Source organism: Kitasatospora humi (assembly GCF_020907985.1).
Lineage (GTDB): Bacteria > Actinomycetota > Actinomycetes > Streptomycetales > Streptomycetaceae > Kitasatospora > Kitasatospora humi.
Genome location: NZ_JAJJPA010000020.1, coordinates 62,683 through 87,707 on the forward strand (window position 1 = coordinate 62,683; position 25,025 = coordinate 87,707).

Consider the following 25,025-nt stretch of genomic DNA (forward strand, 5'->3'; position numbering starts at 1 on the left):
ACGGGTTCAAGAGCGACGGAAGGCGATGGACCATCCCATAACGGACAGTCACTGAAGAGCGACATTCGGTTATGGGACTCCCAGACCTATCGTTTCCCCCCAAAGGGCACATCGACCCCGGATCCACCCAAAAGTGGGCAGGGATGATGAGACTTGGGTGGCTTGTCCCATTTTTACCGTTACCCATGAGTTCGCGTCAACAGTGAGTAGTGTCACGTTAATGGAGTATTGACCGGAACCGGGACCTTGGTCCCAAGGGTCCCGAACACTTTTCCTACCCAGCGGACACACCGGCATCACCAGCCGCCTCCCCCGCTCTCACGCCCGGCCCCGGCCGGGCGGCCCGCGCGCTCCCCGCGCCCGTCCCCCGCGCTGACTCCCCCGTTGACCCCCCGTCAGCCCCCTGCTGCCGACCCGAGCCCCCGTCAGTTGGCCTGACGCAGCGCCTGCACCCGGCGCCAGCGCTCGGTGACCGTCTCGTAGACCTGTGCCGCGGTGTCGGCGTCCCCCGCCCGCAGCGCCGCCAAGCCATCGGCCAGCTCACCGGCCGACTGGTCCGCCGCCAGCGTCTGCTCCCCCATCACGTGCACCAGCCCCCCGTAGTCCAGTTCCACCAGTGAGCGCGGATGGAACTCCTCCAGCCAGCGACCCACCTCCTCGGCGCCCTCCGCCAGCGAGGTGCCGCTCAACTGCTCGCGCAGCACCCGGTAGCCGCGTGCCACCCGGCGGCGGGCCTGCGCCATGGTCGTCAGGTAGAACAACGCCGCCGGCTCCGCGCCCCCGCCCTCCCCGTGCCCGCCGGCGGGCACGTACCGCCGGTCCTCCGGCCCGAACGGCAGGAACCAGCGGACCGGCACCTCCCAGCGGCTGGTCAGGATCCACGGCCGGGCGTCCGGGTGCGCCGAGCGCCAGCGCGCCTGTGCGGCCAGCGCCTGCTCCCGCACCGTCCGCGGCAGCACGGTCTCCAGCAGTGTCACCGGCAGCGAGTCCCGCAGCTCCTCCAGCGCCTGCCAACTGCGCAGCCGGGTGGTCCACGGGCAGACGTAGGCGACCGCGTCGACCACCCGCACGAAGGCGCCCTCGTTCTCCCACCCGGCGTCGTCGGGGGACGGCGCGGCGCACTGGGGACGGGGCAGCAGCTCGGCGAGCGCCTCCCGTTGTGCTTCGAGCGCCGCCCGCGCCACCGGCTGGTCGGCCGAGGCCGCGTCAGGCCCGCGGTCGGCCAGCTCGGCCTGCCAGCGGGCCCGGTCCGGCTCGGGCAGTGCCGCGAGGGGCTCGTACACCCGCAGGTGGGCGGCGTAGGGCGGCAGCACGGAGGTGCGCACAGCGGTCACGTCCTGCATCGTCGCACGGGCCACCGACCGAGCGGGAGGTACCGGGCGATGCAAATCCGGCCGATCCGGGCGCCGTTCGACGCCGTCCGGGGGGATCGCCGCGGAGCCCCCGCAGACTAGGCTTCGCGCTAGATGGCCCGTACCACAGCAGCGGGCCCGCAGATACTGGAGTCACCACAGTGACCGACGTACGCACCGAGTCCGCGACGCACCCCGCACCAGGCGTGCTCAGCCGGATCTTCCGTACTGAACAGGACGGCACCCCGGGCGACGGGCACGAGCAGGTCGTGCTCTGCCACGACCGGACGTCCGGCCTCAAGGCGATCATCGCCATCCACTCGACCGCCCTGGGCCCGGCCCTCGGCGGCACCCGGTTCCACCAGTACGACTCCGAGGAGGAGGCGCTGGAGGACGCGCTGCGGCTGTCCCGCGGGATGAGCTACAAGAACGCGCTGGCCGGGCTCGACCTGGGCGGCGGCAAGGCCGTGATCATCGGCAACCCGACGGCCAAGGCGGAGGGCGGCGACAAGTCCGAGGCCCTGCTGCGCGCCTACGGCCGCTTCGTGCAGTCGCTGGACGGCCGCTACATCACCGCCTGCGACGTGGGCACCTACGTCCAGGACATGGATGTGGTCGCGCGCGAGTGCGACTACGTCACCGGCCGCTCCCCCGAGCACGGCGGCGCCGGCGACTCCTCGGTGCTGACGTCGTACGGCGTCTTCCAGGGCATGCGCGCCTCCGCCCAGGCCCGCTGGGGCCAGCCGACGCTGCGCGGCAAGCGGGTCGGCGTGGCCGGCGTCGGCAAGGTCGGCCACTACCTGGTCGGCCACCTGGTCGCCGACGGCGCCACCGTGGTGATCACCGACGTCTCCGAGGCCGCCGTCAACCGGGTCCGGGCCGCCCACCCCGACGTCGAGGTGGTCGCCGACACCAAGGCGCTCCTCGGCGCCGGGCTGGACGTCTACGCCCCGTGCGCCCTGGGCGGCGCGCTCGACGACGACACGGTGGCCCAGCTGACCGCGGCCGGCACCTCGATCATCTGCGGCGCGGCCAACAACCAGCTGGCCCACCCGGGTGTGGAGAAGGACCTCGCCGACCGCGGCATCCTCTACGCGCCCGACTACCTGGTGAACTCCGGCGGGGTGATCCAGGTGGCCGACGAGATCGACGGCTTCAACTTCGAGCGCGCCAAGAACAAGGCGACCAAGATCTTCGACACCACCCTGGAGATCTTCACCCGGGCCGCCGCCGACGGCGTGCCCCCGGCGGTCGCCGCCGACCGGCTGGCCGAACGCCGGATGCGCGAGATCAGCGCGCTGCGCACGATCCTGCTGCCGGGCGCGCGCAAGGGCTGACGCTCCGTGACCGGCTCCGGATCACAATGTGGACCCGGATTCCCGCTTGTCCCCCGATCGGGCGCCGTCGAGGCCTCCGTCGGGGGATAATCGGTGCCGGAACAACTGACCCGATCCGCCCGCCGGGACCCTCGGGATGGCCCGGAATTCCCCGTCCGACCGGGAGCGTCCTGGTCCCGGGGAGCGACAGTGCGCGCCACGTCACACTGACGACGTACCGTCCGAGGGCGGAAACAGGTACCGTTGATGCTCCAAGGGACGGTTTCCCGATTCGGGCAAGCCGTTCCCGATCATGAACACGTGTCAGACTCGGGGCCGTGAGCCCCATCGTTGAGGGGGTCGACCCATGGGGCGCGGCCGGGCCAAGGCCAAGCAGACGAAGGTCGCCCGCGAGCTGAAGTACAACAGCGGCGGCTTCGACGCTAACCGTCTGTCCAGCGAGCTGGGCGTTACACCCGTTCGTCCGGTCAACCCTGAGCCGGTTGACGACGACGAGGACGACGACCCCTACGCCGCGTACGCGGACTACTACAACGACGACGAGGACGAGGACGAGGCCGAAGCCGGCCACCACCCGTCCCGCCGCCGCGCCTGAATCAACGCCCTGACCGGTCCGAGCGCCTGAGCGCCGGGCCGGTTTTCGGCGTGCCCGGGCACACAGCACGCGGCACCAGGACCCGGCAGCAGCAGCCGGGCAGCAGCACCCGGGGCACCACACCGCACCACCGGGGCACCACACCGCACCCCCGGGCGCCATGCACGTCGACCGCGGCTCCACCCCGGCACCACCCGGGCTCCACCCGGCCCCGAAACGGCGGACGGGCCCCCGAAGGGACCCGTCCGACCGGCCGGCGCAGTCCGCGCCGCTCACTTCCCGCAGTCGCTCACTTCGCGTAGTCGCCGTAGAGCGCGGCACCCTCGTGGTGCTCGGCCCCGCGGTCCACGATGTCACCGAGCAGCCAGGCCTCGACGCCGCGGTCCTCCAGGATCGACAGCACCACGTCGACCGACTGCGGCGGCACCACGGCCACCATGCCGATGCCCATGTTGAGGGTCTTCTCGATCTCCGGGGTCTGCATCCGGCCGACCTCGGCGACGGTCTGGAAGACCGGCAGCGGGGTCCAGGTGCCGCGGTCCAGCCGGGCGTGCAGGTGGTCCGGGATCACCCGGGCCAGGTTGGCGGCCAGGCCACCGCCGGTGACGTGCGAGAAGGCGTGGACCTCGGTGGCCCGGGTGAGCGCCAGGCAGTCCAGCGAGTAGATCCGGGTGGGCTCCAGCAGCTCCTCGCCGAGGGTGCGGCCGAACTCCGGCACCTCACGGTCGAGCGCCCAGCCGGCCTGGTTCAGCAGCACGTGGCGGACCAGCGAGTAGCCGTTGGAGTGCAGGCCGGAGGCGGCCATCGCGATCACCACGTCGCCGGCCCGGACCCGGTCGGCGCCCAGCAGCTGGTCGGCCTCGACCACGCCGGTGCCGGCGCCGGCCACGTCGTACTCGTCCGGGCCGAGCAGGCCCGGGTGCTCGGCGGTCTCGCCGCCGACCAGCGCACAGCCGGCCAGCACGCAGCCCTCGGCGATGCCCTTGACGATCTGGGCGACCCGCTCGGGGTGCACCTTGCCGACGCAGATGTAGTCGGTCATGAAGAGCGGCTCGGCGCCGCAGACCACCAGGTCGTCGACGACCATGCCGACCAGGTCGTGGCCGATGGTGTCGTGCTTGTCCATGGCGGCGGCCAGCGCCACCTTGGTGCCGACCCCGTCGGTGGCGGAGGCCAGCAGCGGGCGCTCGTAGCGCTTGAGGGCGGAGATGTCGAAGAGGCCGGCGAACCCGCCGAGACCGCCGACCACCTCGGGGCGGTTGGTCTTCTTCACCCACTGCTTCATGAGCTCGACGGCGCGGTCGCCCGCCTCGATGTCGACGCCGGCGGCGGCGTAGGTGGCGCCGCTCTCGTTGCTGCTGGTCACTGCGGTGTGGCCCTTTCGGGTCAAGTGGGGGTTGCCAACGGCGGCGGGGCCCCGGTCGGGGCCCCGCCTGGGTGTTACGGGCGGCGCAGCGCGTCTGCCGCGCCGTGGCCGCCGAGCAGGGACTGCACGCCGTCCAGGTCGGAGCCGGTCGGCTTGCCCCGGGTGGCGGGCGGCTGCTGGCTGCCGGCGATCTCCGCTTCCAGCAGCAGCTTGCCGAGCAGCGCCGGGTCCGGCAGCTCCATCGGGTACTCGCCGTCGAAGCAGGCCCGGCAGAGCTTGTCCTTGGGCTGCTTGGTGGCCTCGATCATGCCGTCGATCGAGATGTAGGCGAGCGAGTCGGCGCCCAGGGTGCGGCCGATCTCCTCGACCGACATCCCGTTGGCGATCAGCTCGGCCCGGGTGGCGAAGTCGATGCCGAAGAAGCACGGCCACTTCACCGGCGGCGAGGAGATCCGGATGTGCACCTCGGCCGCACCGGCCTCGCGCAGCATCCGCACCAGGGCGCGCTGGGTGTTGCCGCGGACGATCGAGTCGTCGACCACGACCAGCCGCTTGCCGGCGATCACCTCGCGCAGCGGGTTGAGCTTGAGCCGGATGCCGAGCTGGCGGATGGTCTGGCTGGGCTGGATGAAGGTGCGGCCGACGTAGGCGTTCTTCACCAGGCCGGCGCCGAACGGGATGCCGCTGGCCTCCGCGTAACCGATCGCGGCGGGGGTGCCGGACTCGGGGGTGGCTATCACCAGGTCGGCCTCGACGGGCGCCTCGGCAGCCAGCCTGCGGCCCATCTCCACCCGGGAGAGGTAGACGTTGCGCCCGGCGATCGAGGTGTCGGGGCGGGCCAGGTAGACGTACTCGAAGACGCAGCCCTTGGGCTTGGCCTCGGCGAACCGGGAGGTGCGCAGGCCGTTCTCGTCGACGGCGATCAGCTCGCCCGGCTCCACCTCGCGGATGAAGGAGGCGCCGACGATGTCCAGGGCCGAGGTCTCGGACGCGACCACCCAGCCGCGCTCCAGCCGGCCGAGCACCAGCGGGCGGATGCCCTGCGGGTCGCGGGCCGCGTAGAGCGTGTGCTCGTCCATGAAGACCAGCGAGAAGGCGCCGCGGACCTCGGGGAGGATCGTGCGGGCGGTCTCCTCGATGGACAGGTCGGGGTGGCCGGCCAGCAGGGCCGTGAGCAGGTCGGTGTCGTTGGTCGCGGCGGTGCGGCCGGACCGGGAGACGTGCTCCTCGCCGGGCAGCTCGGCGACCATCGCCGCGAGTTCGGCGGTGTTGACCAGGTTTCCGTTGTGACCGAGCGCCAGCGAACCGTGCGCGGTCGCCCGGAAGGTCGGCTGGGCGTTCTCCCAGACCGAGGACCCGGTGGTCGAGTAGCGGGCATGTCCGACGGCGATATGACCGTGCAACGACCCCAGGGAGGCCTCGTCGAAGACCTGGGACACCAGGCCCATGTCCTTGAAGACGAGAATCTGGGAGCCATTGCTCACTGCGATGCCCGCGGATTCCTGTCCGCGGTGCTGCAGGGCATAGAGGCCGAAGTACGTGAGCTTGGCGACCTCCTCGCCGGGAGCCCAGACCCCGAAGACGCCGCAAGCGTCCTGAGGGCCTTTCTCGCCGGGAAGGAGATCGTGGTTGAGTCTTCCGTCACCACGTGGCACGCCTTCGAGTCTAGGGCAGCAGACCCCGGTGTCGGCCGCCGGGAGCGGCCTGGAACTGGCCCTTTGACGCACGACGCGCGTAGACCGAACCCCTTACCACAGCGCTAGGGCAGGCAGGGCGCGGACCGGGGTGTTCACGGTGACCTCGCTCACGTCGGGCCGCGGCACGCGGGCGGGCGGCACAACGGGTTGCGGCACGCCGGGCGGGCGGCACAACGGGTCGCGGCACGGCGGGCAGTCGGCACAGGGGGTTGCGGCACGCCGGGCGGGCGGCACAACGGGTCGCGGCACGGCGGGCAGTCGGCACAGGGGGTTGCGGCACGGCGGGCGGTCGGCACAGCGGGCGGGCGGTCGGCACAGCGGGCGGGCGGCACGCCCGGCGGTCAGCCCGTGGGCAGCACCAGGTGCCAGGCGGCCGGGTGCGCGGTCCAGGTGCGGGCCGGCACCGGGCCCGCCGGGCAGCCGTCCGCCTCGTAGCCGAAGTCGGGGCCCGCCACCGTGATCCGCGACGCCCGCACCCGCAGCAGGGTGCGGCGCGCCCCGGCGGCGCGCACCACCACCTCCGCCGCCTCGGCCCCCGCCGGCAGCCGCAGCGCGACCAGTCGCGGCGGGCGGCCGGCTCCGCCGAGCTCGCGGCCGTCCGCCTCGATCCGCAGCTGCTCCCCCGCCTGGGCCACCTGCTCAGCCGCAATCAGTTTCGCCCAGAGCGAACGCCAACCACCCGGACGGACCTGTCGCCGCCCGGGAATCCGCACCTCGCCGAGCACCACCCCGTCGCCGTCGTCCAGCAGCAGGCCGAGCTGCCGCGGCACCCCAGCGAGCACCGCGCGGGCCGCCGCCACCGGCTCCACCGGCACCCCGAGCGAGCGGGCCAGCGCGACTTCGCGCCCGCCCCCCACCGGCACCACGGCGACCGGCCCCGCCGCCAACTCCCCGTGCCGGTGCAGCGCCTGGACCACCCGCTGGAGCGCCAGGTCGGAGCCGACCACCACCGGCCGGCGCCGCCCGCGGTGGGCGAGCACCCGGTCCAGCTCGGTCGCGTTCTCCGGCAGCGCCACCTTCACGTCCGCCCCGCCGCTCAGCACGTCCCGGGCGATCCGCACCGCTTCGCCGTCGGCCGCCTTGGCCGCCGGGTCGAGCAGCACCAGCAGCGGTGCGGTGCCGGGCGGTCCGGCGGCGTCGGAGGGCTGGGGGGCGGGCGTGGACTGGGACGACACGACCGGTCCTTCCTCAGGTAATCTCTCGGTGCAAGAGCCCCTTGCGCTATTGCGCCAGGGGCTTCGTCTATCTCGGGGCAGACTGCGGCCTACGCAGGATGCCCCAACCGGAAGGGGTGTACGCCTGTGCCGGCACTCGTGCTCGTTGGTGCCCAGTGGGGAGACGAGGGCAAGGGGAAGGCCACGGACCTCCTCGGCGGCTCCGTCGACTACGTCGTCCGCTACCAGGGCGGCAACAACGCCGGTCACACGGTGGTCATCGGCGACCAGAAGTACGCGCTGCACCTACTGCCTTCCGGCATCCTGAGCCCGAACGTCGTGCCGGTCATCGGCAACGGCGTGGTGATCGACCCGGCCGTACTGCTCTCCGAGCTGGAGGGCCTGAACGCCCGCGGCATCGACACCTCCAAGCTGCTGATCTCGGGCAACGCCCACCTGATCACGCCGTACCACCGGACCCTGGACAAGGTGACCGAGCGGTTCCTCGGCAAGCGCAAGATCGGCACCACCGGCCGCGGCATCGGACCGGCCTACGCGGACAAGATCAACCGGATCGGCATCCGGGTGCAGGACCTCTTCGACGAGTCGATCCTGCGCCAGAAGGTCGAAGCCGCGCTGGACCACAAGAACCAGATCCTGGTCAAGCTGTACAACCGCCGCGCCATGCCGGCCGACCTGGTGGTCCAGGAGTACCTGGGCTACGCCGAGAAGATCCGTCCGTTCCTGGCCGACACCACCCTGGTGCTGGACGAGGCGCTGAAGGCGGACAAGGTGGTCCTGCTGGAGGGCGGCCAGGGCACGCTGCTGGACGTCGACCACGGGACCTACCCCTTCGTCACCTCCTCGAACCCGACCTCCGGCGGCGCCTGCACCGGCGCCGGCATCGGTCCCACCAAGATCGACCGGGTGATCGGCATCCTGAAGGCCTACACCACCCGGGTCGGCTCCGGACCGTTCCCGACCGAGCTGCTGGACGAGGACGGCGAGGCGCTGCGCCGGATCGGCGGCGAGCGCGGTGTCACCACCGGCCGCGACCGCCGCTGCGGCTGGTTCGACGCGGTGATCGCGCGCTACGCGACCCGGGTCAACGGCCTGACCGACTTCTTCCTCACCAAGCTCGACGTGCTGACCGGCTGGGAGCAGATCCCGGTCTGCGTGGCCTACGAGATCGACGGCCGTCGGGTCGAGGAACTGCCGTACAGCCAGACCGACTTCCACCACGCCAAGCCGGTCTACGAGTACCTGCCCGGCTGGAGCGAGGACATCAGCGGGGCCCGCGCCTTCGGCGACCTGCCGAAGAACGCCCAGGCCTATGTGAAGGCGCTGGAGGAGATGTCGGGCGCGCCGATCTCCGCGATCGGCGTCGGCCCCGGCCGGACCGAGACGATCGAGATCAACTCCTTCCTCTAGCCCCGGCTCGGGCCGGTAGCCCCGGCTCCGTACCGCAGTCCCTCCCCGTAGCCCCCAGTCGATGCCCCTGGCAGAGCGACCGCTCGCCAGGGGCTTTCGCTTGTCCATCCCGCATTGCACTAGTGCATATGGCTATTGCATCTAGTTCAACCGCCCAGTACCGTCTCGATCATGACCGCGAAGACCCCCGCCCCCGTCACCCTCGCCGGCCGGCACATCCGGTTGGAGCCGCTGCGCCGCGACCACGCCGCCGCCCTCTTCGCCGCCGCCGGCAGTGACGAGGAGGTGTTCCGCTGGCTGTCCTGGCCCGCCCCGCAGACCGAGGCGGCCATGGACGAGGTCGTCGAGAGCTACCTGAAGAACCCCGGCTGCGAGCCCTTCGCCGTCATCGCCGCCGACACCGGCCGGGCGGTCGGCGTCAGCAGCTACTACGACGCCAACCCGGTGGACGAGTGGGTGGAGATCGGCGGCACCTGGTACGCCCGCGCGGTCTGGCGCACGGCCGTCAACACCGAGGCCAAGCTGCTGCTCCTCACCCACGCCTTCGAGGACCTCGGCATGGGCCGGGTGATGTGGAAGACCGACCACCTCAACGAGCGCTCCCAGAACGCCATCCGCCGCCTCGGCGCCCAGTACGAGGGCACCTTCCGCCGCGCCCGCCGCCGCCCGGACGGCAGCTGGCGGGACAGCGTCTACTTCTCGATGCTCGCCGACGAATGGCCCGCCGCGAAGCAGCGGCTGACCGAGGCGCTGCTCGGCCGCGTGTGATCAATGTGCGCCGCTGGTGCGCGCGGGGGTGCCGACCGGGTCGGCACCCCCGCGTCGCCGAGCCGAGCCGGCGTCAAGCGTCCTCCGCCACCAGGTGGTCGACGCACACCGCGATCGCCAGCAGCAGGCCGGCGTCCGCGCCGTCGGCGATCCAGACGCCGTAACTCTCGTGCAGCCGGAACCACTTGCGGGAGACCTCGGCGATCCGGTCGCCGTGCGACTCGATCCGGTAGTCCTTGTCGATCAGGTTGCCGTGGATCTCCAACTCGCCGCCGTCGCGCAGCTCCACGTGGAACTTGTCGCGGAACGGGGTGAAGAGCTTCCTGCGCACCGTGGCGATCACCTCGCCGCGGTGGTCCTCGATCTTCATGGCCTCCCGGATCGACACCGCCTTGTGCTTGATCACCGCGACCACCCGGCCACCGGCGTCCTTCAGCTCGAAGGTCTCCCGCACCCGCAGCACCTTGCCGTCCACCAGGAACGCCTTGGTGCCGTGCTCGTCCTCGATCCAGAAGTCCTCCCCGATCGAGAAGAGCCGCTCCCTGACCCGGTACTTCATCCCGTGCCTCCGCTGCCGTGGGTACCTGTCCCCTCCCGGACTACCATCACCGCGGGCCGGCGCCGGACTGCGACACGGACTACGAGAGTTCCCAGAGCAGCCGGTAGTAGCGGATCCGCTCCTCGTCCGGCTCGACTCCGTACCCCTCCAGCAGCGGTTCCTCCCAACCCGGACCGTAGTTCCAGGTGGTGCTCCAGGTGGCGACGGCGAGGTCGGCCCAGCCGTCGGCCACGCCCAGCGCGCCGAAGTCCACGTGGCCGGTGCAGTGGCCGTCGTCGCCGATCAGGGTGTTGGGGGCGCAGGCGTCACCGTGGCAGACCACCAGCCGGTCGATCGGCGGCCGTTCGCCCAGTGCTGCCAACGCGTCCCCGACCGTGCCGAACGGCCGGTGGTCCGGATGGAACTCCGCCGGATCCAGTCGGCCCGCCGCCGCGTTGGCCCGCGCCCGCGCCACCCGCCCCTCGGCGGACCACTCGAACGGACAGTCCGCCACCGGCAGTTCCTCATGCAGTCGGCGCAACCCCGCCCCGATCGCGCGCACCGCCGTGGCGGGATCCTGCTTCCAGCGGTCTGCCACCGCCATCGTGCCGGGCAGCCCGGCGGTGACCAGCCACGACCCGCTCCCGTCCGCCCCCTGGTCCAGCACCCGCGGCACCACGGCGAACCGCGCCGCCCACCGCAACCGCACCGCCTCCGCCCCCAGGTCCAGCCCGCTCCCCGCCGGCGCCCACTTCACGAACCGCGGCCCAGCCCGGAACGTCAACCCCCCGAGCCCGTTGCGCCACACCGCCCGCACCGGCTGCCCACCCGCCAACTCGACGACGATCGGCGGCACTTCAACCCGCCCCTGTGGCACTTCGGCAATCATCCCGGCATTCTCGCGCCCCCGCCCGAGCCCGGGTCAACGGCATTTCGGGGGCCGGAGGCCGCGGCCGGAGGCCTGTGCGCGAGTCACGGACCGGCGATGGGGGCGCCACCCGGTGGCGGATGTAGTCGTGCGGATGCGACCGGGCCATCGCCAGCGCAGTATCCACCAAGTCATGCAGCTCAGGCGGGTAGTAAGACTTCTGGAGCGGCAGCCCGGGGATGATGCTCGTCTGAACGCTGACGTGTTGGCTGCTCACGAACTCGCGGAGCGCAGCCTCGTACCACTCACTCGTCAGGACCGACCTGTCGTCCTCCTCCTTCTGGCATCCGACTCCTTCTTCCGCCGCCCTGACCTCGGGGAGCCGAAGCGGCAGGGCCGACCAGTACCAGGCCCGCGCCGCCCCGGCCCGCTCCAGATCGGTACCCGTCCGCAAGTAGTCGAGCAGGGTGCTCCGGACACGCCTGCGGCCGAACGCGTTCAGGGTGGGTTCCATGAACCACCGGTTGAAGCTCGGGTCCGGCTCATGGACAGCCGTCTTCATGAGCACGTCGAAGGACGCCCCGGGCAGCAGCAACCCACCCTTCCTGGACGCCGTCCGCAGCGCCGCCCCCACCCGGCGTCCCCACCGCCACTCCTCACCCGGCTCGGCCGGAGCAACGTCCAGTCCGACGATCTCGACCAGCGCCGCCAGACACCGCAGCAGCACCTGCTGCCCGTCCTCCGTGCGCCCGGACCCCGCAGCGGTCTCATCCCCACCAACGGCCACTGTCTTCCTCCCATGCCGTGAACCCGCGCGGCATGCTTCCACAGCCGGGCTCTGTGCCGGGGTGTCACCACCCTGACCTGCGCTCCGGGTGCCGTGAGATCGTCTCCGCAGCAGAGCACGAGAGCGGAGCACCGGGTGGACACAGCAAGCACTGCAAACGACGAGTGGGCCGCGACCATGACTCGCGAGGCGCGGGAGCTGATGGAGATGTGGCACGGCGATCCGGACCTCCTCGACACGGATCCGGCACAGGCGCTGGTCTGGCTTGACGACCAACTCAGTGAGATCGACACCCGTGACTTCACTGAGGACGAGATCCGTCCCGCCATGGCTGGGGTGATGTCCCTGCTGGCCGAAACCATCATCAAGCTGCACGGCGCACGGTGGGAAACCCAGCCGGAGGCCCCGGCAGCGGACCGTCATGTCCTGGTCGGCGGCCGGTTGAAGGGGCCGGTCCGACTAGGACCGCTGGTTATGCGCGCCTTCCAGAAGCCCCACGTCAGTGCTGTCGAGATGCTCAACGAAGCTGAATTGGAGGGCCGGATTCGGATGGTCTGCCTGGAAGCGCCGAGCACCCCGGCACCGGTTGATGCGGGGCTCTCGTGACGTAAGGCCAGGTCTCATCTTGTCAGGCAGGGATCTCCGAGCTGACCGGGATGGGGGGTTGGACTCCGGTGAGTTCAGCAGCTCGCGCAACCAGCATGTGTGCCAGTTCGGGGTAGTAGCCGCGCGCGACGGCTTGCAGCATTTCCGCGAGGGCGGCAAGCTCGCCGATCCGTCCTGCGGGGGTGTCGAGGACATCGGCGAACTCGGTACGGATGCGGGCGGCCACCTCGGGGACGAGGAGGCTGTTCACATACAGGATGCCGGGGTCGTAACCGACGGGGACCAAGCCCCAGCGCTCCCAGTCCAGGATCACCAGCGGCGCGGTCAGGTTCCCCCAGTGCAGATCGCCGTGGCCGGTAACGCGCTCGATCTCCTCAGGCGCCGGGATGCCGAGGAACTGCGGGAACGCCTTCTCGAACCAGCCGTCCCGCACCGTGATCCGCACGCCCTGCGCCTGCCCGAGGCGGGCGAGTGCGCGGCGCAGGGTGCTCCACCACTCGCCGGGGAGCCCAGGGTCGTGGTCCAGGTCAGGGCGATGGGGCGAGATCACCGGGTGGGTCACGAAGTCGAGAAGGTCGACCCCGTAGCCGAACCCGTCCGTGACCCAGTCCAGTACTTCGACCGGACGAAGCTCACCGTCGATACGGGCAACGCACTGGGCCAGCTCGGCGACGCCGCAGCCGCCGAACCACTCATCGAGGAGGCCCTACGGGCCGAAGCGAGCGCGAACCAGCGAGGACGGGCGTTCCACTCATACTGGCTGGCCCGCACCCAGCTCCAACGCGGTGAAGTCGAGTTGGCGTGCAGCACGGCTGGCGACGCCCTCGGCTTGGCAATCGAAGTGGGCTCCCCGCGCGTGGTCGCGCACCTTCGGGAATTCCGCCATCTACTGAAGCCGTACCGCAGCACCCAGTCGGCTGCCGAACTGTCGGCTCGCATCCAGGAGCTGCGCACCTGACCTACAAGCCGGCCTCATCGAGCAGCAGGTACAGCACGCCGACCAGTGAGCCGCTGCTGACGATCTCCCGGCGGTCGATCATGCCGCGCAGCTCGGAGAGCGGGATCCACTCGATCCGGTCCGACTCATTGCGCTCAGTCGGCGGCCCTGCGTACTCCACGGCGTCGGCCCGAAAGACGAAATGCTCCGAGTCGGTGATCCCGTTCGCCGGCTGGGCGTAGATCAGCGGCTTGACCTCCCCGACCCGCCAGCCGGTCTCCTCCAGCACCTCACGAGCAGCGGCCTCGGCCGGCGACTCGTCCGCCTCGATCAGACCCATGGGCAACTCCCACGCCCACGAGTCGGTGATGAACCGGTGCCGCCACATCATCAGCACCTGCTTCTGGTCGTTCACCACCGCCGAAACCGCCAGGTGCCGCAGCTTGAGCACGTGGTGCTCCCAGCGATGCCCGTCCGGCTGCTCGACATCAACCAACCACACGTTCACCCAGGGGTTCTCGTAGATCGGTCGTTCCCCGTGGATCTTCCACTGCATCGCTGCGGCCCCTCTCGACGGACCTTCAGCATGTCAGACCCGAGCAGCCAGCGGACCGGTTCCAGCGAATTTGCGTCAAGGTGACGAATACTCCGGCGATCAATGACCCTCTGGTCAGAGCAGCCAGATGCAAGTCTGCGCAGGGCACCACGTACCGCCGACTCACGTTGTGGGTGGCTTTGGCTCGATCTCGGGCGTCTTGATGCCATGAGCCGGGAGCACTCGGTTCGCCGCGTCCTCCGGTGTCGGGGCCAGCCCGAGGGCCCGCATAGCCGTAATGGATCTGAGCCGGTCCCTCAAGACCGGATCTTCGATCCGATCAATCAGGGTGAGCGCCTGATCAAGGGTGTGATCCGAGCGCAGTTCCTCACTGACACGATCCGCTTGCTCGGTCAGATGTTTGCGAGCCCGGTTGGCGTGCAGAGCGAAGGCGCCACCGCACGTGCTGATCAGCACACCGCTCAGGCCCGTCATCAGCCCTGCTGTGCTACCGGCCGCTGAGCCGTGGCGAAGCAGGACCAGAGCTGCGCCGCAAAGCAAGATGACCGACCCCGCCGACACGAAGAACATGCTCAGGCGGAAGGTGTTCCCAGCCTGAGTGAGTGCCTGCTGTCTGAAGGCCGCGAGAAAGCCTTCCCGGGGATCCTCAGCCTCCGGCGGCACGGCCTCCGCTGCAGGGGCGTCGAGGTAAAAGTTCTGGACTCCGCCTGATTGCACGACGGTCCCACTCGTACCGTTGACGCGAATGTCTCCACCGCTGTTGAAGATCACTGAGAGGTCGGTGACGCGCGCCTCGTCCCCAGTGCCGTCCTCGTCATCTGACACGTTGGCCCCCTCGAATAACCGAGCGTTCCCATCGCTTACCCGATCAGCAACACCCTAGCCACCGATCCGGTCGCAGCACGGCGGCTTCGAAGGGTCGCCACCACAGCTGGGTGGTTCTGCGACGAGCACGAGGGCCGGAATGCAGTCCCAAACCGATGGGGTTGAATGCGGACATGGCTACACGTGCTCGAGTACGCGCCCCCGAACTGGTCGGCAAGGGCGGATGGATCAACACCGGCGGCAAGGACCTCACTCTGGCGGACCTACGAGGTAAGTGCGTCGTTGTAGACTTCTGGACCTTCTGCTGCATCAACTGCCTGCACGTCCTCGACGAGCTGCGCGAGCTGGAGGAGAAGCACCGCGACACCGTGGTGATCGTCGGGGTGCACTCGCCCAAGTTCGTGCACGAGGCGGACCACCAGGCCGTGGTGGACGCGGTGGCGCGGTACGAGGTGGCGCATCCGGTGCTGGACGATCCGGAGCTGGCGACCTGGAAGCAGTACGCGGTGCGGGCCTGGCCGACGCTGGTGGTGATCGATCCCGAGGGATACGTGGTCGCGCAGCACGCCGGTGAGGGGCACGCGCACGCGATCGAGCGGCTGGTCGAGGAGCTGGAGGAGGAGCACGCGGCCAAGGGCACCCTGCGGCGCGGCGACGGGCCGTACGTGCCGCCGGAGCCCGTGGCGGGGGCGCTGAAGTTCCCCGGCAAGGCGGTGCGGCTGCCCGGGGGCGGCTTCCTGGTGGCCGACGCGGGGCACCACTCGCTGGTCGAGCTGGGCGCGGACGGCGAGACCGTGGTGCGCCGGATCGGCGACGGCGAGCGCGGCCTGGTCGACGGCAGCGCGCCCCGGTTCAGCGAGCCGCAGGGCCTGGCGCTGGTGCCGGAGGGCCTGGAGCTGGGCTACGACGTGGTGGTCGCCGACACGGTGAACCACGCGCTGCGCGGAGTGCGGCTGGCCGACGGCTCGGTGACCACGCTGGCGGGCACCGGTCGGCAGTGGTGGCAGGGCTCGCCGACCAGCGGCCCGGCCACCGGGGTGGACCTCTCCTCGCCGTGGGACGTGGCCTTCTTCGACGGCCGGGTGTGGATCGCGATGGCCGGGGTGCACCAGCTGTGGGCGTTCGACCCGGCCGCCGGCACGGTCGCCGTCGCGGCCGGCACCACCAACGAGGGCCTGGTGGACGGCCCGGTGGCCGAGGCCTGGTTCGCCCAGCCGTCCGGCTTGGCGGTCTCCCCGGACGGTTCCGAGCTCTGGGTGGCGGACAGCGAGACCTCGGCACTCCGCTGTGTTTCACGTGAAACCATGCGGGTGCGCAGCGCGGTCGGCACCGGCCTCTTCGACTTCGGCCACCGGGACGGCGCCGCCGAGCAGGCGCTGCTGCAGCACCCGCTGGGCGTCACCGTGCTCCCGGACGGCTCGGTGGCGATCTCCGACACCTACAACCACGCGCTGCGCCGCTACGACCCGGCCAGTGGCGAGGTGACCACCCTGGCCACCGACCTGCGCGAGGCCTCCGGCGCGGTGCTGGTCGGCGAGGACATCGTGGTGGTGGAGTCGGCCCGGCACCGGCTGACCCGGCTGCGGCTGCCCGAGGAGGCGGTGCGGGTGGAGTCGGTGGCGCACCGGACCCAGCGCGCCGCCACCGAGGTGGCCCCCGGACCCCTCCGGCTCGACGTCGTCTTCACCGCGCCGACCGGCCAGAAGCTGGACGAGCGCTACGGCCCGTCCACCCGGCTGCTGGTCAGCGCCACGCCGCCGGAGCTGCTGGTCTCCGGCGCGGGCGCGGACTCGGCGCTCTCCCGCAAGCTGGTGCTCTCCGAGGAGCTGACCGAGGGCGTGCTGCACGTCTCCGCGATGGCCGCCTCCTGCGACGACGACCCGGAGGTCGAGTACCCGGCCTGCCACGTGCACCAGCAGGACTGGGGCGTGCCGGTGAAGCTGGTCCCGGGCGGTGCCGTCCGGCTGCCCCTGGTGCTGGCCGGGATGGAGTAGCGGAAGGGAAGAGCGGGGAAGGGTCAGGGCCGACCCGCGCGCGGGTCGGCCCTGACAGGCGAGAGCTCAGCCCTCCAGGAAGGCCTTGATCGCCGAGGCCAGCAGGAACGCGTCGTCGGCGCCGCACAGCTCGCGGGCCGAGTGCATGGAGAGCGCGGCGATGCCGCAGTCGATCGTGGTGATGCCGAGCCGGGCCGCGGTGATCGGACCGATGGTGGTGCCGCAGGCCACCGCGTTGTTGGAGACGAAGCTCTGCCAGGGCACCCCGGCCCGCTCGCAGGCGGCCGCGAAGACGGCCCGGCCGACCCCGTCGGTGGCGTAGCGGTTGTTGACGTTGACCTTGAGGATCGGGCCGCCGTTGGGCACCGGGTGGTGGCCGGGCTCGTGCTTCTCGGGGTAGTTGGGGTGCACCGCGTGCCCCATGTCGGAGGAGAGGCAGACGGTGCCGGCCAGCGCCCGTGCCCGGTCCTCGTCGCTGCCGCCGCGGCTGGACACGCTGCGCTCCAGCACCCGGCCGAGCAGCGGGCCCTGGGCGCCGGTGTCCGACTCGCTGCCGGTCTCCTCGTGGTCGAAGGCGGCCATGACCGGGATGTACGGCAGCTCATCGGCGCCGTCGGAGGCCGCCACGGCGGCCAGCGCGGCGGCCGAGGCGTGCACCGAGAGCAGGTTGTCCAGGCGCGGGCCGGCCAGCAGCTCGCGGTCCCGGCCCAGGTACGACGGCGGCTGGATGTCATGGGTCATCAAGTCCCAACCCAGCACCTGGTCGGCGTCCAGCCCGGCGCGCTCCGCGACGTAGCGCAGCAGGGATCCCTCATCCACCGAGCCCAGGCCCCAGATCGGGGTGAGGTGGCGCTGCCGGTCCAGCTTCAGCCCGTCGTTCACCTGCCGGTCGAGGTGGATCGCCAGCTGTGGCACCCGCAGCAGCGGCTCGTCCAGCTGCACCAGCCGCGTCGATCCGTCACGCAGCACCAGGCGCCCGGAGAGCCCCAGGTCCCGGTCCAGCCAGGTGTTCAGCGGCACCCCGCCGTAGATCTCCACGGCCACCTGCCGCCAGCCGGCCGACCCGGTGTCCGGCACCGGCTTGACCCGCAGGTTCGGGGAGTCGGTGTGGCTGCCGACGATCCGGAACGGTGTGGTCGGCCCGGCGCTCCGGGGCACGTACCAGGCGATCAGCGCGCCGCCCCGGATGACGTACCGGCCGCCGACCGCGCCGTCCCACGTGTCGGTCTCGGCGATCTGCCGGAAGCCCGCCTTCTCCAACCGCTCGGCGGCGCCCGCCACGGCGTGGTACGGGGACGGGGCGGCGGCGAGATACGCGATCAAGTCGTCGGTATGGGTCCGGTTGAAGAAGACCGAGGGATCGGCGGTCGACATGCTGCTCCTGGTTCGAGGGTTGCCGGAGAGCCGGCGGTGTGGGGCTGCCCACTCCGAGCATATGCCCGTACACCGACAGGTTGATCAGGATCGTTGCGGTGATCCCGCTGCTGACCGGCCCGCCGGCCGCCGTCGTCCCCTCCCGTCCCAGCGTGGCAGGCAGCCGTCGCACCCTCCGGTCCCAGCGCGGCAGGCCGCCGTCGCACCCCGCTGCGGCGCGGGTTTGTCAGGAGATCGAGAGCCACACCCAGGCGTTCACGGCCTATCGGCAGCACATCGACGACACTCTTACCAAGGCCACCGCTCTGCTCGGCCAACGGTGAGGAACCCTCGTGACTGCCAACACCAGTGACGCCACGTCGCACCTGCAGCGGCGCCGCCGGATCCTGCTCGCGGTGGCGCTGACCGCGGCCCTGCTGGCGGGTGCCGGTCTGGCCGCCACGGCCTGGGTGAAGTCCCCGGCCGAGCGGGCCGCGCAGGCGGCGTCGCCGCCGCTGACGGTGCTCACCGCCCCGGTGACGACCAAGACGCTCAACCCCTCTGTGGTGGTGCGCGGCAAGGTGTACCCGCCGACCCGGTTCGACGTGGTGGCCGGCTCCTCCACCACCGACGTCACCCAGCTCTACCTCAGCAAATCGCCCGCCCGCCCCGGGGACCAGGTGGCCAACGGGCAGTTGCTGGCGGAAGTCTCGGGCCAGCCGCTCTTCGTGCTCCACGGGGCGGTGCCCGCGTACCGCGACCTGAAGCCCGGTGAGACCGGCTCGGACGTGACGCAGCTGCAGAACGCCCTGGCGGAGTTGGGGTACGGCCACGGCACCGACGACCAGGGCGTGTTCGGCACCGGAACGGAGCGTGCGGTGACCGCGTTCTACCGGCACCTCGGCTATCCCGCCCCGACCACCGGGGCGACCACCCAGCAGGCGGTGGACACCGCGAGGGCCGCGGTGGCGGCCGACCGGCAGGCACTGCACCAGCTGCTCACCGCTCGGCCGGCCGCCCCCACCGCGCCCGACGCGCCGGCCGAACCGCAGGGCGGGAACGCCCAGCAGATCGAGGACGCCGAGCAGAAGCTCGCCGCCGACCAGCAGGCGCTCGGCAGCGCCGAGGCACTGAACGGCCCGATGGTGCCGGCCGCGCAGGTCGCCTTCCTGCCGACCCTGCCCGCGGCCGTCACGGCGGTGAACGGCACGGTCGGGGCGCCGGTCTCCGGGACCCTGGTGTCACTGACCAGCGGCGGTCTGTCGCTCACCGGTCAGCTGACGCCGGACCAGGCGGCGGACGTCACGGCCGGGATGTCCGTGGAGGTACTGGATGAGACGACCGGCACCTCGGTCAACGGCAAGGTCAGCACGCTCGACGCCCCGACCACCACCGCACCGGCCGGCACGGTGATCACCATCGGCGGCCGTGCGCAGGGCGGCGGCGCGGGCAGCGGCGCCACCAGCAGCGGGACCACGGGCAACGGCACCACGGGCAGCGGCGCCGCCACGAGCGGCGCAGCGGCGGCGGGCCCGGTCGCGTCGGCCGGTCCGGCGTACGTGCCGGTCACCGTGGCCCCCGACACCCCGTTCTCCCCGACACTGAACGGCCACGACGTGCGGATCACCATCCTGAAGGACGCCGCCGCGGCCCCCGTGCTCTGCGTGCCGGTGGCAGCCGTCTTCACCCAGGCGAGCGGGCAGACCGCGGTCACCCGGGTGGATGCCGGCGGTGCCCGCACCACGATCCCGGTCACCACCGGCGTGACGGCGGACGGGTTCGTCGGTGTGACCCCGACCAGCGGCACGCTGAAGGACGGCGACCAGGTGGCGGTCGGCCAGTGAGCACGGCGGGAAGCGCGAGCGCACCGGGATCCGCGAGCGCACCGGGATCCGAGGACGTACCTGGAGCGGACGTATCCGGACCCGAGGACGCACCGGTCATCGAGCTGTCCGGCCTCGCCCGGCGGTTCCCCGGCCCGCCGCCGGTCACCGCGCTGCAGCCGACCGATCTGGTGGTCCGGCGCAACGACTACCTCGCCATCACCGGCCCGTCCGGCTCCGGCAAGTCGACCCTGCTCCATCTGCTCGGCCTGCTGGACACGCCCAGCGCAGGCCGCTACCTGCTGGACGGCATCGACACGGGCCCGCTGAGCGACCCGGACCGCGCCGCACTGCGCGGCCGGCGGATCGGCTTCGTCTTCCAGGCGTTCCACCTGCTGCCCCACCGCACCGCCCTGGAAAACGTGCAACTGGCCCTCACCTACCACCAGGTGCCGCGGGCCGAGCGGCGCCCGCGAGCCCTCGCCGCGTTGGAGCGGCTGGGCCTGGCCCACCGCACCGACGCGCTGCCGACCACCCTGTCCGGCGGCGAGCGCCAGCGGGTCGCGATCGCCCGGGCCCTGGTGAACCGGCCCGGGCTGCTGCTCTGCGACGAGCCGACCGGCGACCTGGATTCGGCGAACGCCCGTGCCGTGCTCGACGAGTTCGACGTCCTGCACGCCCAGGGCCTGACCCTGCTCGTCATCACCCACGATCCGACGGTCGCCGGCCGAGCAGGCCGTCACGTGGCGATGCGGGACGGCCGGTTGACTGCGGAGGTGACCCGATGAAGCGTGCCCGCAGCCGCGTCGGCGAGCCGCCTCCACACCTCGGCCCGCGTGACCTGCTCGCCGAGGCGCTGGCCGGGATCCTGCAGCGGCCCGGCCGCGCGGTGCTCACCGTGCTGGGCACGGTGCTGGGCGTCGGCGCCTTCGTGGCGGTGCTCGGCCTGACCGCCACCGCCACCGGGCAGATCGGCGCCCAGTTCGATCTCACCAGGGCCACCACGGTGACGGCCGTCGACCAGCCGGACACCGCCGGCCTGCCGGACGGTGCGGTGCCGGTGAGCGACTTCCCGGCCGATGCCGACAGCCGGATGGCCCGGATCGACGGGGTGTCCGCGGCCGGCGTCTGGTGGCCGGTGCGGAACGACCCGGCGGTGACCCGAACACCGGTTGGGGACGGCAACCCGGCGGTGACCCGAACGCCGGTTGGGGACGGCAACCCGGCGGTGAACCGCACACCGGTTGGGGACGGCAACCCGATGGTGACCCGCACACCGGTTGGGGACGACGACCCGGGCCAGGCCCTGACCGTGCTCGCGGCCACCCCGGGTGCGGTCCGGGCGATGTCGCCCAGGCTGACCGCCGGCGTGCCGCTGGACCCCTTCATGGAGCGCACCCACCAGCCGGTCGCGCTGCTGAGCGCGGCGGCGGCCGCCCGGCTGGGGGTCACCCGCCTGGACGCGCAGCCGGCGGTGTTCATCAACGGGTTGCCGTACACGGTGGTCGGGATCTTCGACCAGGTGCGGCGCGAACCCGGGGCCCCGCCGGGCGTGCTGATCCCGAGCACCACGGCGCTGGACCGGTTCGGCAACCCCGGCGCCACGCCGGACCAGGCCGCCCGGGCGCTGGTCGCCACCCGGGTCGGCGCGGCGGCGGTGGTCGCCCGGCAGTTGGCGGTGGCGCTGCGCCCCGACCGCTCGGAGGCGTTCACCGTGACCGCCCCGCCCGACCCGCACAGCCTGCGCGACCACGTCACCACCGACCTGAGCGGACTCTTCCTGGCACTGGCCGGGCTGTGCCTGCTGGTCGGTGCGGTGGGGATCGCGAGCACCACGCTGGTGGCGGTGCTGGAACGGACCGAGGAGATCGGCCTGCGCCGGGCGCTGGGGGCCGGGACCAGGCAGGTGGCCGCCCAGTTCCTCGCCGAGTCGACCGCGCTCGGCACCCTCGGCGGGCTGCTCGGTACCGCCCTGGGGGTGCTGACCGTCCTGGCGGTCGCCGCCGCGCGGGACTGGACCGCGGTGCTCTCCCCCGCCACCACCCTGCCCGCCCCGCTGCTCGGCACGCTGGTGGGCCTGCTGGCCGGCCTCTACCCGTCGCTGCGCGCGGCCCGGGTCGACCCCTTGCAGGCGTTGCGCACGGGCTGAGAAGCACTGTGGGGCCCGCGAGGTGCGGGCCCCACAGTGCTGAGGGTGGGTCAGGCGGTCAGTGCGGGGAGCCTCAGAAGGCGTCCTCGGCCAGCTCCATGACGTCCAGGTCGACACCCTCGGCGATCAGCCGCTGCGAGGCGACGGTCGGCAGGATGTTGCGGGCGAAGAACCGGGCGCCGGCCACCTTGCCCTGGTAGAAGGCGAGGTCCTTGCCGGTGGCGCCGGCCTCGATCTTGGCGAGCGCCACGACGGCCTGGCGCAGCAGCAGCCAGCCGACCACGACGTCGCCGGAGACCATCAGCAGGCGGGTGGTGTTGAGGCCCACCTTGTACATGTTCTTGACGTCCTGCTCGACCGCGGAGAGGTCGGCCAGCAGCTTGCCGACGATCGCCTCCAGGTCGCCGGCCGCCTTGGCCAGGAACTCGCGCTCGACGGCGAGCGCCTCGCCGCCCTCGCCGGCCGCCAGGAACTTCTGGATCTGCTCGGAGACCGCGGTCAGCGCCTGGCCGCCGTCCTTCACGATCTTGCGGAAGAAGTAGTCCTGGCCCTGGATCGCCGTGGTGCCCTCGTAGAGGGTGTCGATCTTGGCGTCCCGGATGTACTGCTCGATCGGGTATTCCTGCAGGTAGCCGGAGCCGCCGAAGGTCTGCAGCGACTGGGCCAGCTGCTCGTACGACTTCTCCGAGCCGTAGCCCTTGACGATCGGCAGCAGCAGGTCGTTGAGGCGCTCGGCGGCCTCGTCCTTCTCACCGCGCAGGCGGGCGGCGGCCATGTCGTCCTGCACCGAGGCGGTGTAGAGGACCAGGGCGCGCATGCCCTCGGCGTAGGCCTTCTGGGTGAGCAGCGAGCGGCGCACGTCCGGGTGGTGGGTGATGGTGACGCGCGGCGCGGTCTTGTCCAGGAAGTTGGCGATGTCGGCGCCCTGCACGCGCTGCTTGGCGTACTCCAGGGCGTTCAGGTAGCCGGTGGAGAGGGTGGCGATGGCCTTCGTGCCGACCATCATGCGGGCGAACTCGATGATCTTGAACATCTGGCGGATGCCGTCGACCTTCTCGCCCAGCAGCCAGCCCTTGGCGGGGTGCTTGGCACCGAAGGTCATCTCGCAGGTGTTCGAGGCCTTGAGGCCCATCTTGTGCTCGACGTTGGTGGCGTAGACGCCGTTGCGCTCGCCCAGCTCGCCGGTCTCCCAGTCGAAGTCGAACTTGGGGACGATGAACAGGCCGAGGCCCTTGGTGCCCGGCTTCCCGCCCTCGGGGCGCGCCAGCACCATGTGGATGATGTTCTCGGACATGTCGTGCTCGCCCGAGGTGATGAAGCGCTTCACACCCTCGATGTGCCAGGAGCCGTCCTCCTGCTTGATCGCCTTGGTGCGGCCCGCGCCCACGTCGGAGCCCGCGTCGGGCTCGGTGAGGACCATGGTCGAGCCCCACAGGCGGTCGGTCATCCGCTGGGCGACCTTCAGCTGCTCCTCGGTGCCCTCCTCGGCGATGACACCGGCGAACGCCGGGCCGGAGGAGTACATCCAGATGGCCGGGTTGGAGCCCAGGATCTGCTCGGCGAAGGCCCAGATCAGCGAGTTCGGGGTGACCTGGCCGCCGATCGACTCCGGGATGCCCAGGCGCCACCACTCGGCGTCCATGAAGGTCTGGTAGCTCTTCTTGAAGGCGGCCGGGATCGGCGCGGTGTTGGTCTCCGGGTCGAAGACCGGCGGGTTGCGGTCGGCGTCCTCGAAGGAGGCGGCGAGGTCGTTCTCGGCCAGCCGGGAGATCTCGCTGAGGATGTTCTTCGCGGTGTCGACGTCCATGTCGGCGAACGGACCGGTGCCGTACACCTGGTCGCGGCCGAACACCTCGAAGAGGTTGAACTCCACGTCCCGCAGGTTGGACTTGTAGTGACCCATCGCCGTTTCTCCGGTTCGTCGCTCAGGGTGCGCCATCACGCGCTCCCTACCCGCCAGTAAATCCCATGATGCTACCGGTTAGTAACTTGTTCAAGCCCCCAGCCGCCAATACCGCGTGAAGGGCATCACGTCGTCCCCTCCCGCGATACCCGCGAGAAGCCGGTCGAATGCCCATCCGATCGTCATCTCCCCACAGGACCACCACGGGCCACCTTGTCCGATTCGTCCGCCGCACGAGGACTCGCCGGACCGCTAGCCTGTCCGTGTGTACGGCTACGAGCAGAGCGCCAGCGGCGGCTACCCGGGCGACCCCTACCAGCAGGCGGGTCAGCAGGACATGGGCGGTGCGTACGGCCAGCAGGGGTACGGTGCGCAGCCCGGCCCCGGCATGGCCGCCGGAGGCTACGGCGACCAGGGGCAGTCGGCCGGCCAGTCGCTCTACCCCGAGCCCTCACCGCCCTCGCTCGCCGACGCGGTGCGCGCCTTCACCACCGGCTCGATGCCGGTCGAGGACTTCCAGGCGATCTTCATCACCTCCAAGGTGCACTGCCCGCGCGGCGACCGCCCCGGCTTCCTGGCGCTGCACAACACCCCGACCCCGGTGATCCCGATGTTCAGCTCGCTCAAGGAGCTGCGGCGGTACGCGGGCAAGGAGTCCAAGTACTTCACCGTCTCCGGCGCCGAGGTGCTGGACCTGCTGCCGACCGGCTACGGCTTCGCGCTGGACATGGAGGGCGAGCACCGGATGGTGTTCGACGCCCGGGCCGTGGAGCAGATGGTGGACTTCACCATGCGGCGGATGTACGGCTGACGCCACCGCACCATGCGACGGATGTACGGCTGAGGCCACCGCCGGGCCGCCACGAGACCACCGGGCCACCCTGGGAGGGTGGCCCTTCGGCATTTAGTTCAAGCTTCAACTTGCTACTTGTTGATTATTGAACTAACCTGACGGACGTAGGCCACAGCACCCCGATCCCGCAGGA

23 protein-coding genes are annotated in these 25,025 nt (G+C 71.4%); 12 read left to right on the top strand and 11 right to left on the bottom strand.

Annotated elements, in window-relative coordinates:
- Positions 1 to 425: 425 nt before the first annotated feature.
- Positions 426 to 1,334 (bottom strand): DUF8083 family protein, encoded by a 909-nt coding sequence (locus tag LN042_RS19915; RefSeq protein ID WP_230052628.1) that lies wholly within the window; start codon positions 1,332 to 1,334, stop codon positions 426 to 428.
- A 179-nt stretch (positions 1,335 to 1,513) separates the two neighbouring features.
- Between LN042_RS19915 and LN042_RS19920 the strand changes: the two genes are divergently transcribed.
- Together LN042_RS19920 and LN042_RS19925 are read left to right on the top strand one after the other, a co-directional pair.
- Complete coding sequence (locus LN042_RS19920; protein WP_372495775.1) at positions 1,514 to 2,689, top strand: Glu/Leu/Phe/Val dehydrogenase dimerization domain-containing protein; 1,176 nt, start codon at positions 1,514 to 1,516, stop codon at positions 2,687 to 2,689.
- 346 nt (positions 2,690 to 3,035) lie between these two features.
- The gene (locus tag LN042_RS19925) at positions 3,036 to 3,284 is read left to right on the top strand and encodes a DUF3073 domain-containing protein (protein WP_230052629.1); all 249 of its coding nucleotides are present in this window, start codon (positions 3,036 to 3,038) and stop codon (positions 3,282 to 3,284) included.
- A gap of 289 nt (positions 3,285 to 3,573) precedes the next feature.
- Here LN042_RS19925 and purM read toward each other — a convergent pair whose 3' ends face one another.
- The 3 genes from purM to LN042_RS19940 all read right to left on the bottom strand — a co-directional run bounded on the left by purM (position 3,574) and on the right by LN042_RS19940 (position 7,522).
- Positions 3,574 to 4,650: a phosphoribosylformylglycinamidine cyclo-ligase gene (gene purM / locus LN042_RS19930; RefSeq protein ID WP_230052630.1), complete on the bottom strand. Its 1,077-nt coding sequence runs from the start codon at positions 4,648 to 4,650 to the stop codon at positions 3,574 to 3,576.
- A 74-nt stretch (positions 4,651 to 4,724) separates the two neighbouring features.
- Complete coding sequence (gene purF, locus LN042_RS19935; RefSeq protein ID WP_230052631.1) at positions 4,725 to 6,305, bottom strand: amidophosphoribosyltransferase; 1,581 nt, start codon at positions 6,303 to 6,305, stop codon at positions 4,725 to 4,727.
- 383 nt (positions 6,306 to 6,688) lie between these two features.
- Complete coding sequence (locus tag LN042_RS19940; RefSeq protein ID WP_230052632.1) at positions 6,689 to 7,522, bottom strand: diacylglycerol kinase catalytic domain-containing protein; 834 nt, start codon at positions 7,520 to 7,522, stop codon at positions 6,689 to 6,691.
- Positions 7,523 to 7,648: 126 nt separating this feature from the next.
- Here LN042_RS19940 and LN042_RS19945 point away from each other — a divergent pair, with 126 nt between their 5' ends.
- Together LN042_RS19945 and LN042_RS19950 are read left to right on the top strand one after the other, a co-directional pair.
- Complete coding sequence (locus LN042_RS19945; RefSeq protein ID WP_230052633.1) at positions 7,649 to 8,932, top strand: adenylosuccinate synthase; 1,284 nt, start codon at positions 7,649 to 7,651, stop codon at positions 8,930 to 8,932.
- A 171-nt stretch (positions 8,933 to 9,103) separates the two neighbouring features.
- The gene (locus LN042_RS19950; RefSeq protein ID WP_230052634.1) at positions 9,104 to 9,700 is read left to right on the top strand and encodes a GNAT family N-acetyltransferase; all 597 of its coding nucleotides are present in this window, start codon (positions 9,104 to 9,106) and stop codon (positions 9,698 to 9,700) included.
- Positions 9,701 to 9,773: 73 nt separating this feature from the next.
- On the opposite strand, the gene LN042_RS19955 is transcribed toward LN042_RS19950, so the two are convergent.
- Together LN042_RS19955 and LN042_RS19960 are read right to left on the bottom strand one after the other, a co-directional pair.
- On the bottom strand, positions 9,774 to 10,259 hold the full coding sequence (locus LN042_RS19955; RefSeq protein ID WP_230052635.1) for an LURP-one-related/scramblase family protein: 486 nt from the start codon (positions 10,257 to 10,259) through the stop codon (positions 9,774 to 9,776).
- 79 nt (positions 10,260 to 10,338) lie between these two features.
- The gene (locus LN042_RS19960) at positions 10,339 to 11,127 is read right to left on the bottom strand and encodes an aminoglycoside 3'-phosphotransferase (protein ID WP_230052636.1); all 789 of its coding nucleotides are present in this window, start codon (positions 11,125 to 11,127) and stop codon (positions 10,339 to 10,341) included.
- A 901-nt stretch (positions 11,128 to 12,028) separates the two neighbouring features.
- Between LN042_RS19960 and LN042_RS19965 the strand changes: the two genes are divergently transcribed.
- Positions 12,029 to 12,499, top strand: coding sequence for a hypothetical protein (locus tag LN042_RS19965; RefSeq protein ID WP_230052637.1), 471 nt, complete (start codon positions 12,029 to 12,031; stop codon positions 12,497 to 12,499).
- Positions 12,500 to 12,521: 22 nt separating this feature from the next.
- Here the strand turns inward: LN042_RS19965 and LN042_RS19970 are convergent, their stop codons facing one another.
- Positions 12,522 to 12,944 carry a hypothetical protein gene (locus LN042_RS19970; RefSeq protein ID WP_230052638.1) on the bottom strand — a complete coding sequence of 141 codons (423 nt, stop codon included), beginning with the start codon at positions 12,942 to 12,944 and terminating at the stop codon, positions 12,522 to 12,524.
- 72 nt (positions 12,945 to 13,016) lie between these two features.
- Here LN042_RS19970 and LN042_RS19975 point away from each other — a divergent pair, with 72 nt between their 5' ends.
- On the top strand, positions 13,017 to 13,457 hold the full coding sequence (locus tag LN042_RS19975) for an NsdA family TPR-like regulatory protein (protein ID WP_308191834.1): 441 nt from the start codon (positions 13,017 to 13,019) through the stop codon (positions 13,455 to 13,457).
- Position 13,458: 1 nt separating this feature from the next.
- Here the strand turns inward: LN042_RS19975 and LN042_RS19980 are convergent, their stop codons facing one another.
- Positions 13,459 to 13,992, bottom strand: a complete 534-nt coding sequence (locus LN042_RS19980) for an NUDIX hydrolase (RefSeq protein ID WP_230052639.1) — start codon at positions 13,990 to 13,992, stop codon at positions 13,459 to 13,461.
- Between the two features lie 162 nt (positions 13,993 to 14,154).
- Complete coding sequence (locus LN042_RS19985; RefSeq protein ID WP_230052640.1) at positions 14,155 to 14,817, bottom strand: TRADD-N-associated membrane domain-containing protein; 663 nt, start codon at positions 14,815 to 14,817, stop codon at positions 14,155 to 14,157.
- A 173-nt stretch (positions 14,818 to 14,990) separates the two neighbouring features.
- Here LN042_RS19985 and LN042_RS19990 point away from each other — a divergent pair, with 173 nt between their 5' ends.
- The gene (locus LN042_RS19990; RefSeq protein WP_230052641.1) at positions 14,991 to 16,811 is read left to right on the top strand and encodes an NHL domain-containing thioredoxin family protein; all 1,821 of its coding nucleotides are present in this window, start codon (positions 14,991 to 14,993) and stop codon (positions 16,809 to 16,811) included.
- A gap of 66 nt (positions 16,812 to 16,877) precedes the next feature.
- On the opposite strand, the gene LN042_RS19995 is transcribed toward LN042_RS19990, so the two are convergent.
- The gene (locus tag LN042_RS19995; RefSeq protein ID WP_230052642.1) at positions 16,878 to 18,185 is read right to left on the bottom strand and encodes a M18 family aminopeptidase; all 1,308 of its coding nucleotides are present in this window, start codon (positions 18,183 to 18,185) and stop codon (positions 16,878 to 16,880) included.
- An 80-nt stretch (positions 18,186 to 18,265) separates the two neighbouring features.
- Here LN042_RS19995 and LN042_RS20000 point away from each other — a divergent pair, with 80 nt between their 5' ends.
- From LN042_RS20000 to LN042_RS20015, 4 genes are read left to right on the top strand one after another with little or no spacing between them, the layout of a single operon-like run.
- Positions 18,266 to 18,508: a hypothetical protein gene (locus tag LN042_RS20000; protein WP_230052643.1), complete on the top strand. Its 243-nt coding sequence runs from the start codon at positions 18,266 to 18,268 to the stop codon at positions 18,506 to 18,508.
- Positions 18,509 to 18,517: 9 nt separating this feature from the next.
- Complete coding sequence (locus LN042_RS20005) at positions 18,518 to 20,008, top strand: peptidoglycan-binding domain-containing protein (RefSeq protein WP_230052644.1); 1,491 nt, start codon at positions 18,518 to 18,520, stop codon at positions 20,006 to 20,008.
- On the top strand, positions 20,005 to 20,775 hold the full coding sequence (locus tag LN042_RS20010) for an ABC transporter ATP-binding protein (protein WP_372495776.1): 771 nt from the start codon (positions 20,005 to 20,007) through the stop codon (positions 20,773 to 20,775). Before LN042_RS20005 ends, LN042_RS20010 begins: the two co-directional genes overlap by 4 nt.
- Positions 20,772 to 22,136 carry an ABC transporter permease gene (locus tag LN042_RS20015; protein WP_230052645.1) on the top strand — a complete coding sequence of 455 codons (1,365 nt, stop codon included), beginning with the start codon at positions 20,772 to 20,774 and terminating at the stop codon, positions 22,134 to 22,136. Before LN042_RS20010 ends, LN042_RS20015 begins: the two co-directional genes overlap by 4 nt.
- A 73-nt stretch (positions 22,137 to 22,209) precedes the next feature.
- On the opposite strand, the gene LN042_RS20020 is transcribed toward LN042_RS20015, so the two are convergent.
- Positions 22,210 to 24,039 carry an acyl-CoA dehydrogenase gene (locus tag LN042_RS20020; protein ID WP_230052689.1) on the bottom strand — a complete coding sequence of 610 codons (1,830 nt, stop codon included), beginning with the start codon at positions 24,037 to 24,039 and terminating at the stop codon, positions 22,210 to 22,212.
- A 265-nt stretch (positions 24,040 to 24,304) separates the two neighbouring features.
- On the opposite strand from LN042_RS20020, the gene LN042_RS20025 reads away from it, so the two are divergent.
- Positions 24,305 to 24,850 (top strand): SseB family protein, encoded by a 546-nt coding sequence (locus tag LN042_RS20025; protein WP_372495777.1) that lies wholly within the window; start codon positions 24,305 to 24,307, stop codon positions 24,848 to 24,850.
- Positions 24,851 to 25,025 lie beyond the last annotated feature (175 nt).

Excerpts from the sequence above, each read along its gene's own strand:
- LN042_RS19925 (WP_230052629.1), top strand. The coding sequence starts at position 3,036 with ATGGGGCGCGGCCGGGCCAAGGCCAAGCAGACGAAGGTCGCCCGCGAG.
- LN042_RS19950 (WP_230052634.1), top strand. The coding sequence starts at position 9,104 with ATGACCGCGAAGACCCCCGCCCCCGTCACCCTCGCCGGCCGGCACATC.
- LN042_RS19955 (WP_230052635.1), bottom strand. The coding sequence starts at position 10,259 with ATGAAGTACCGGGTCAGGGAGCGGCTCTTCTCGATCGGGGAGGACTTC.
- LN042_RS19960 (WP_230052636.1), bottom strand. The coding sequence starts at position 11,127 with ATGATTGCCGAAGTGCCACAGGGGCGGGTTGAAGTGCCGCCGATCGTC.
- LN042_RS19980 (WP_230052639.1), bottom strand. The coding sequence starts at position 13,992 with ATGCAGTGGAAGATCCACGGGGAACGACCGATCTACGAGAACCCCTGG.
- LN042_RS19990 (WP_230052641.1), top strand. The coding sequence starts at position 14,991 with ATGGCTACACGTGCTCGAGTACGCGCCCCCGAACTGGTCGGCAAGGGC.
- LN042_RS19995 (WP_230052642.1), bottom strand. The coding sequence starts at position 18,185 with ATGTCGACCGCCGATCCCTCGGTCTTCTTCAACCGGACCCATACCGAC.
- LN042_RS20015 (WP_230052645.1), top strand. The coding sequence starts at position 20,772 with ATGAAGCGTGCCCGCAGCCGCGTCGGCGAGCCGCCTCCACACCTCGGC.
- LN042_RS20020 (WP_230052689.1), bottom strand. The coding sequence starts at position 24,039 with ATGGGTCACTACAAGTCCAACCTGCGGGACGTGGAGTTCAACCTCTTC.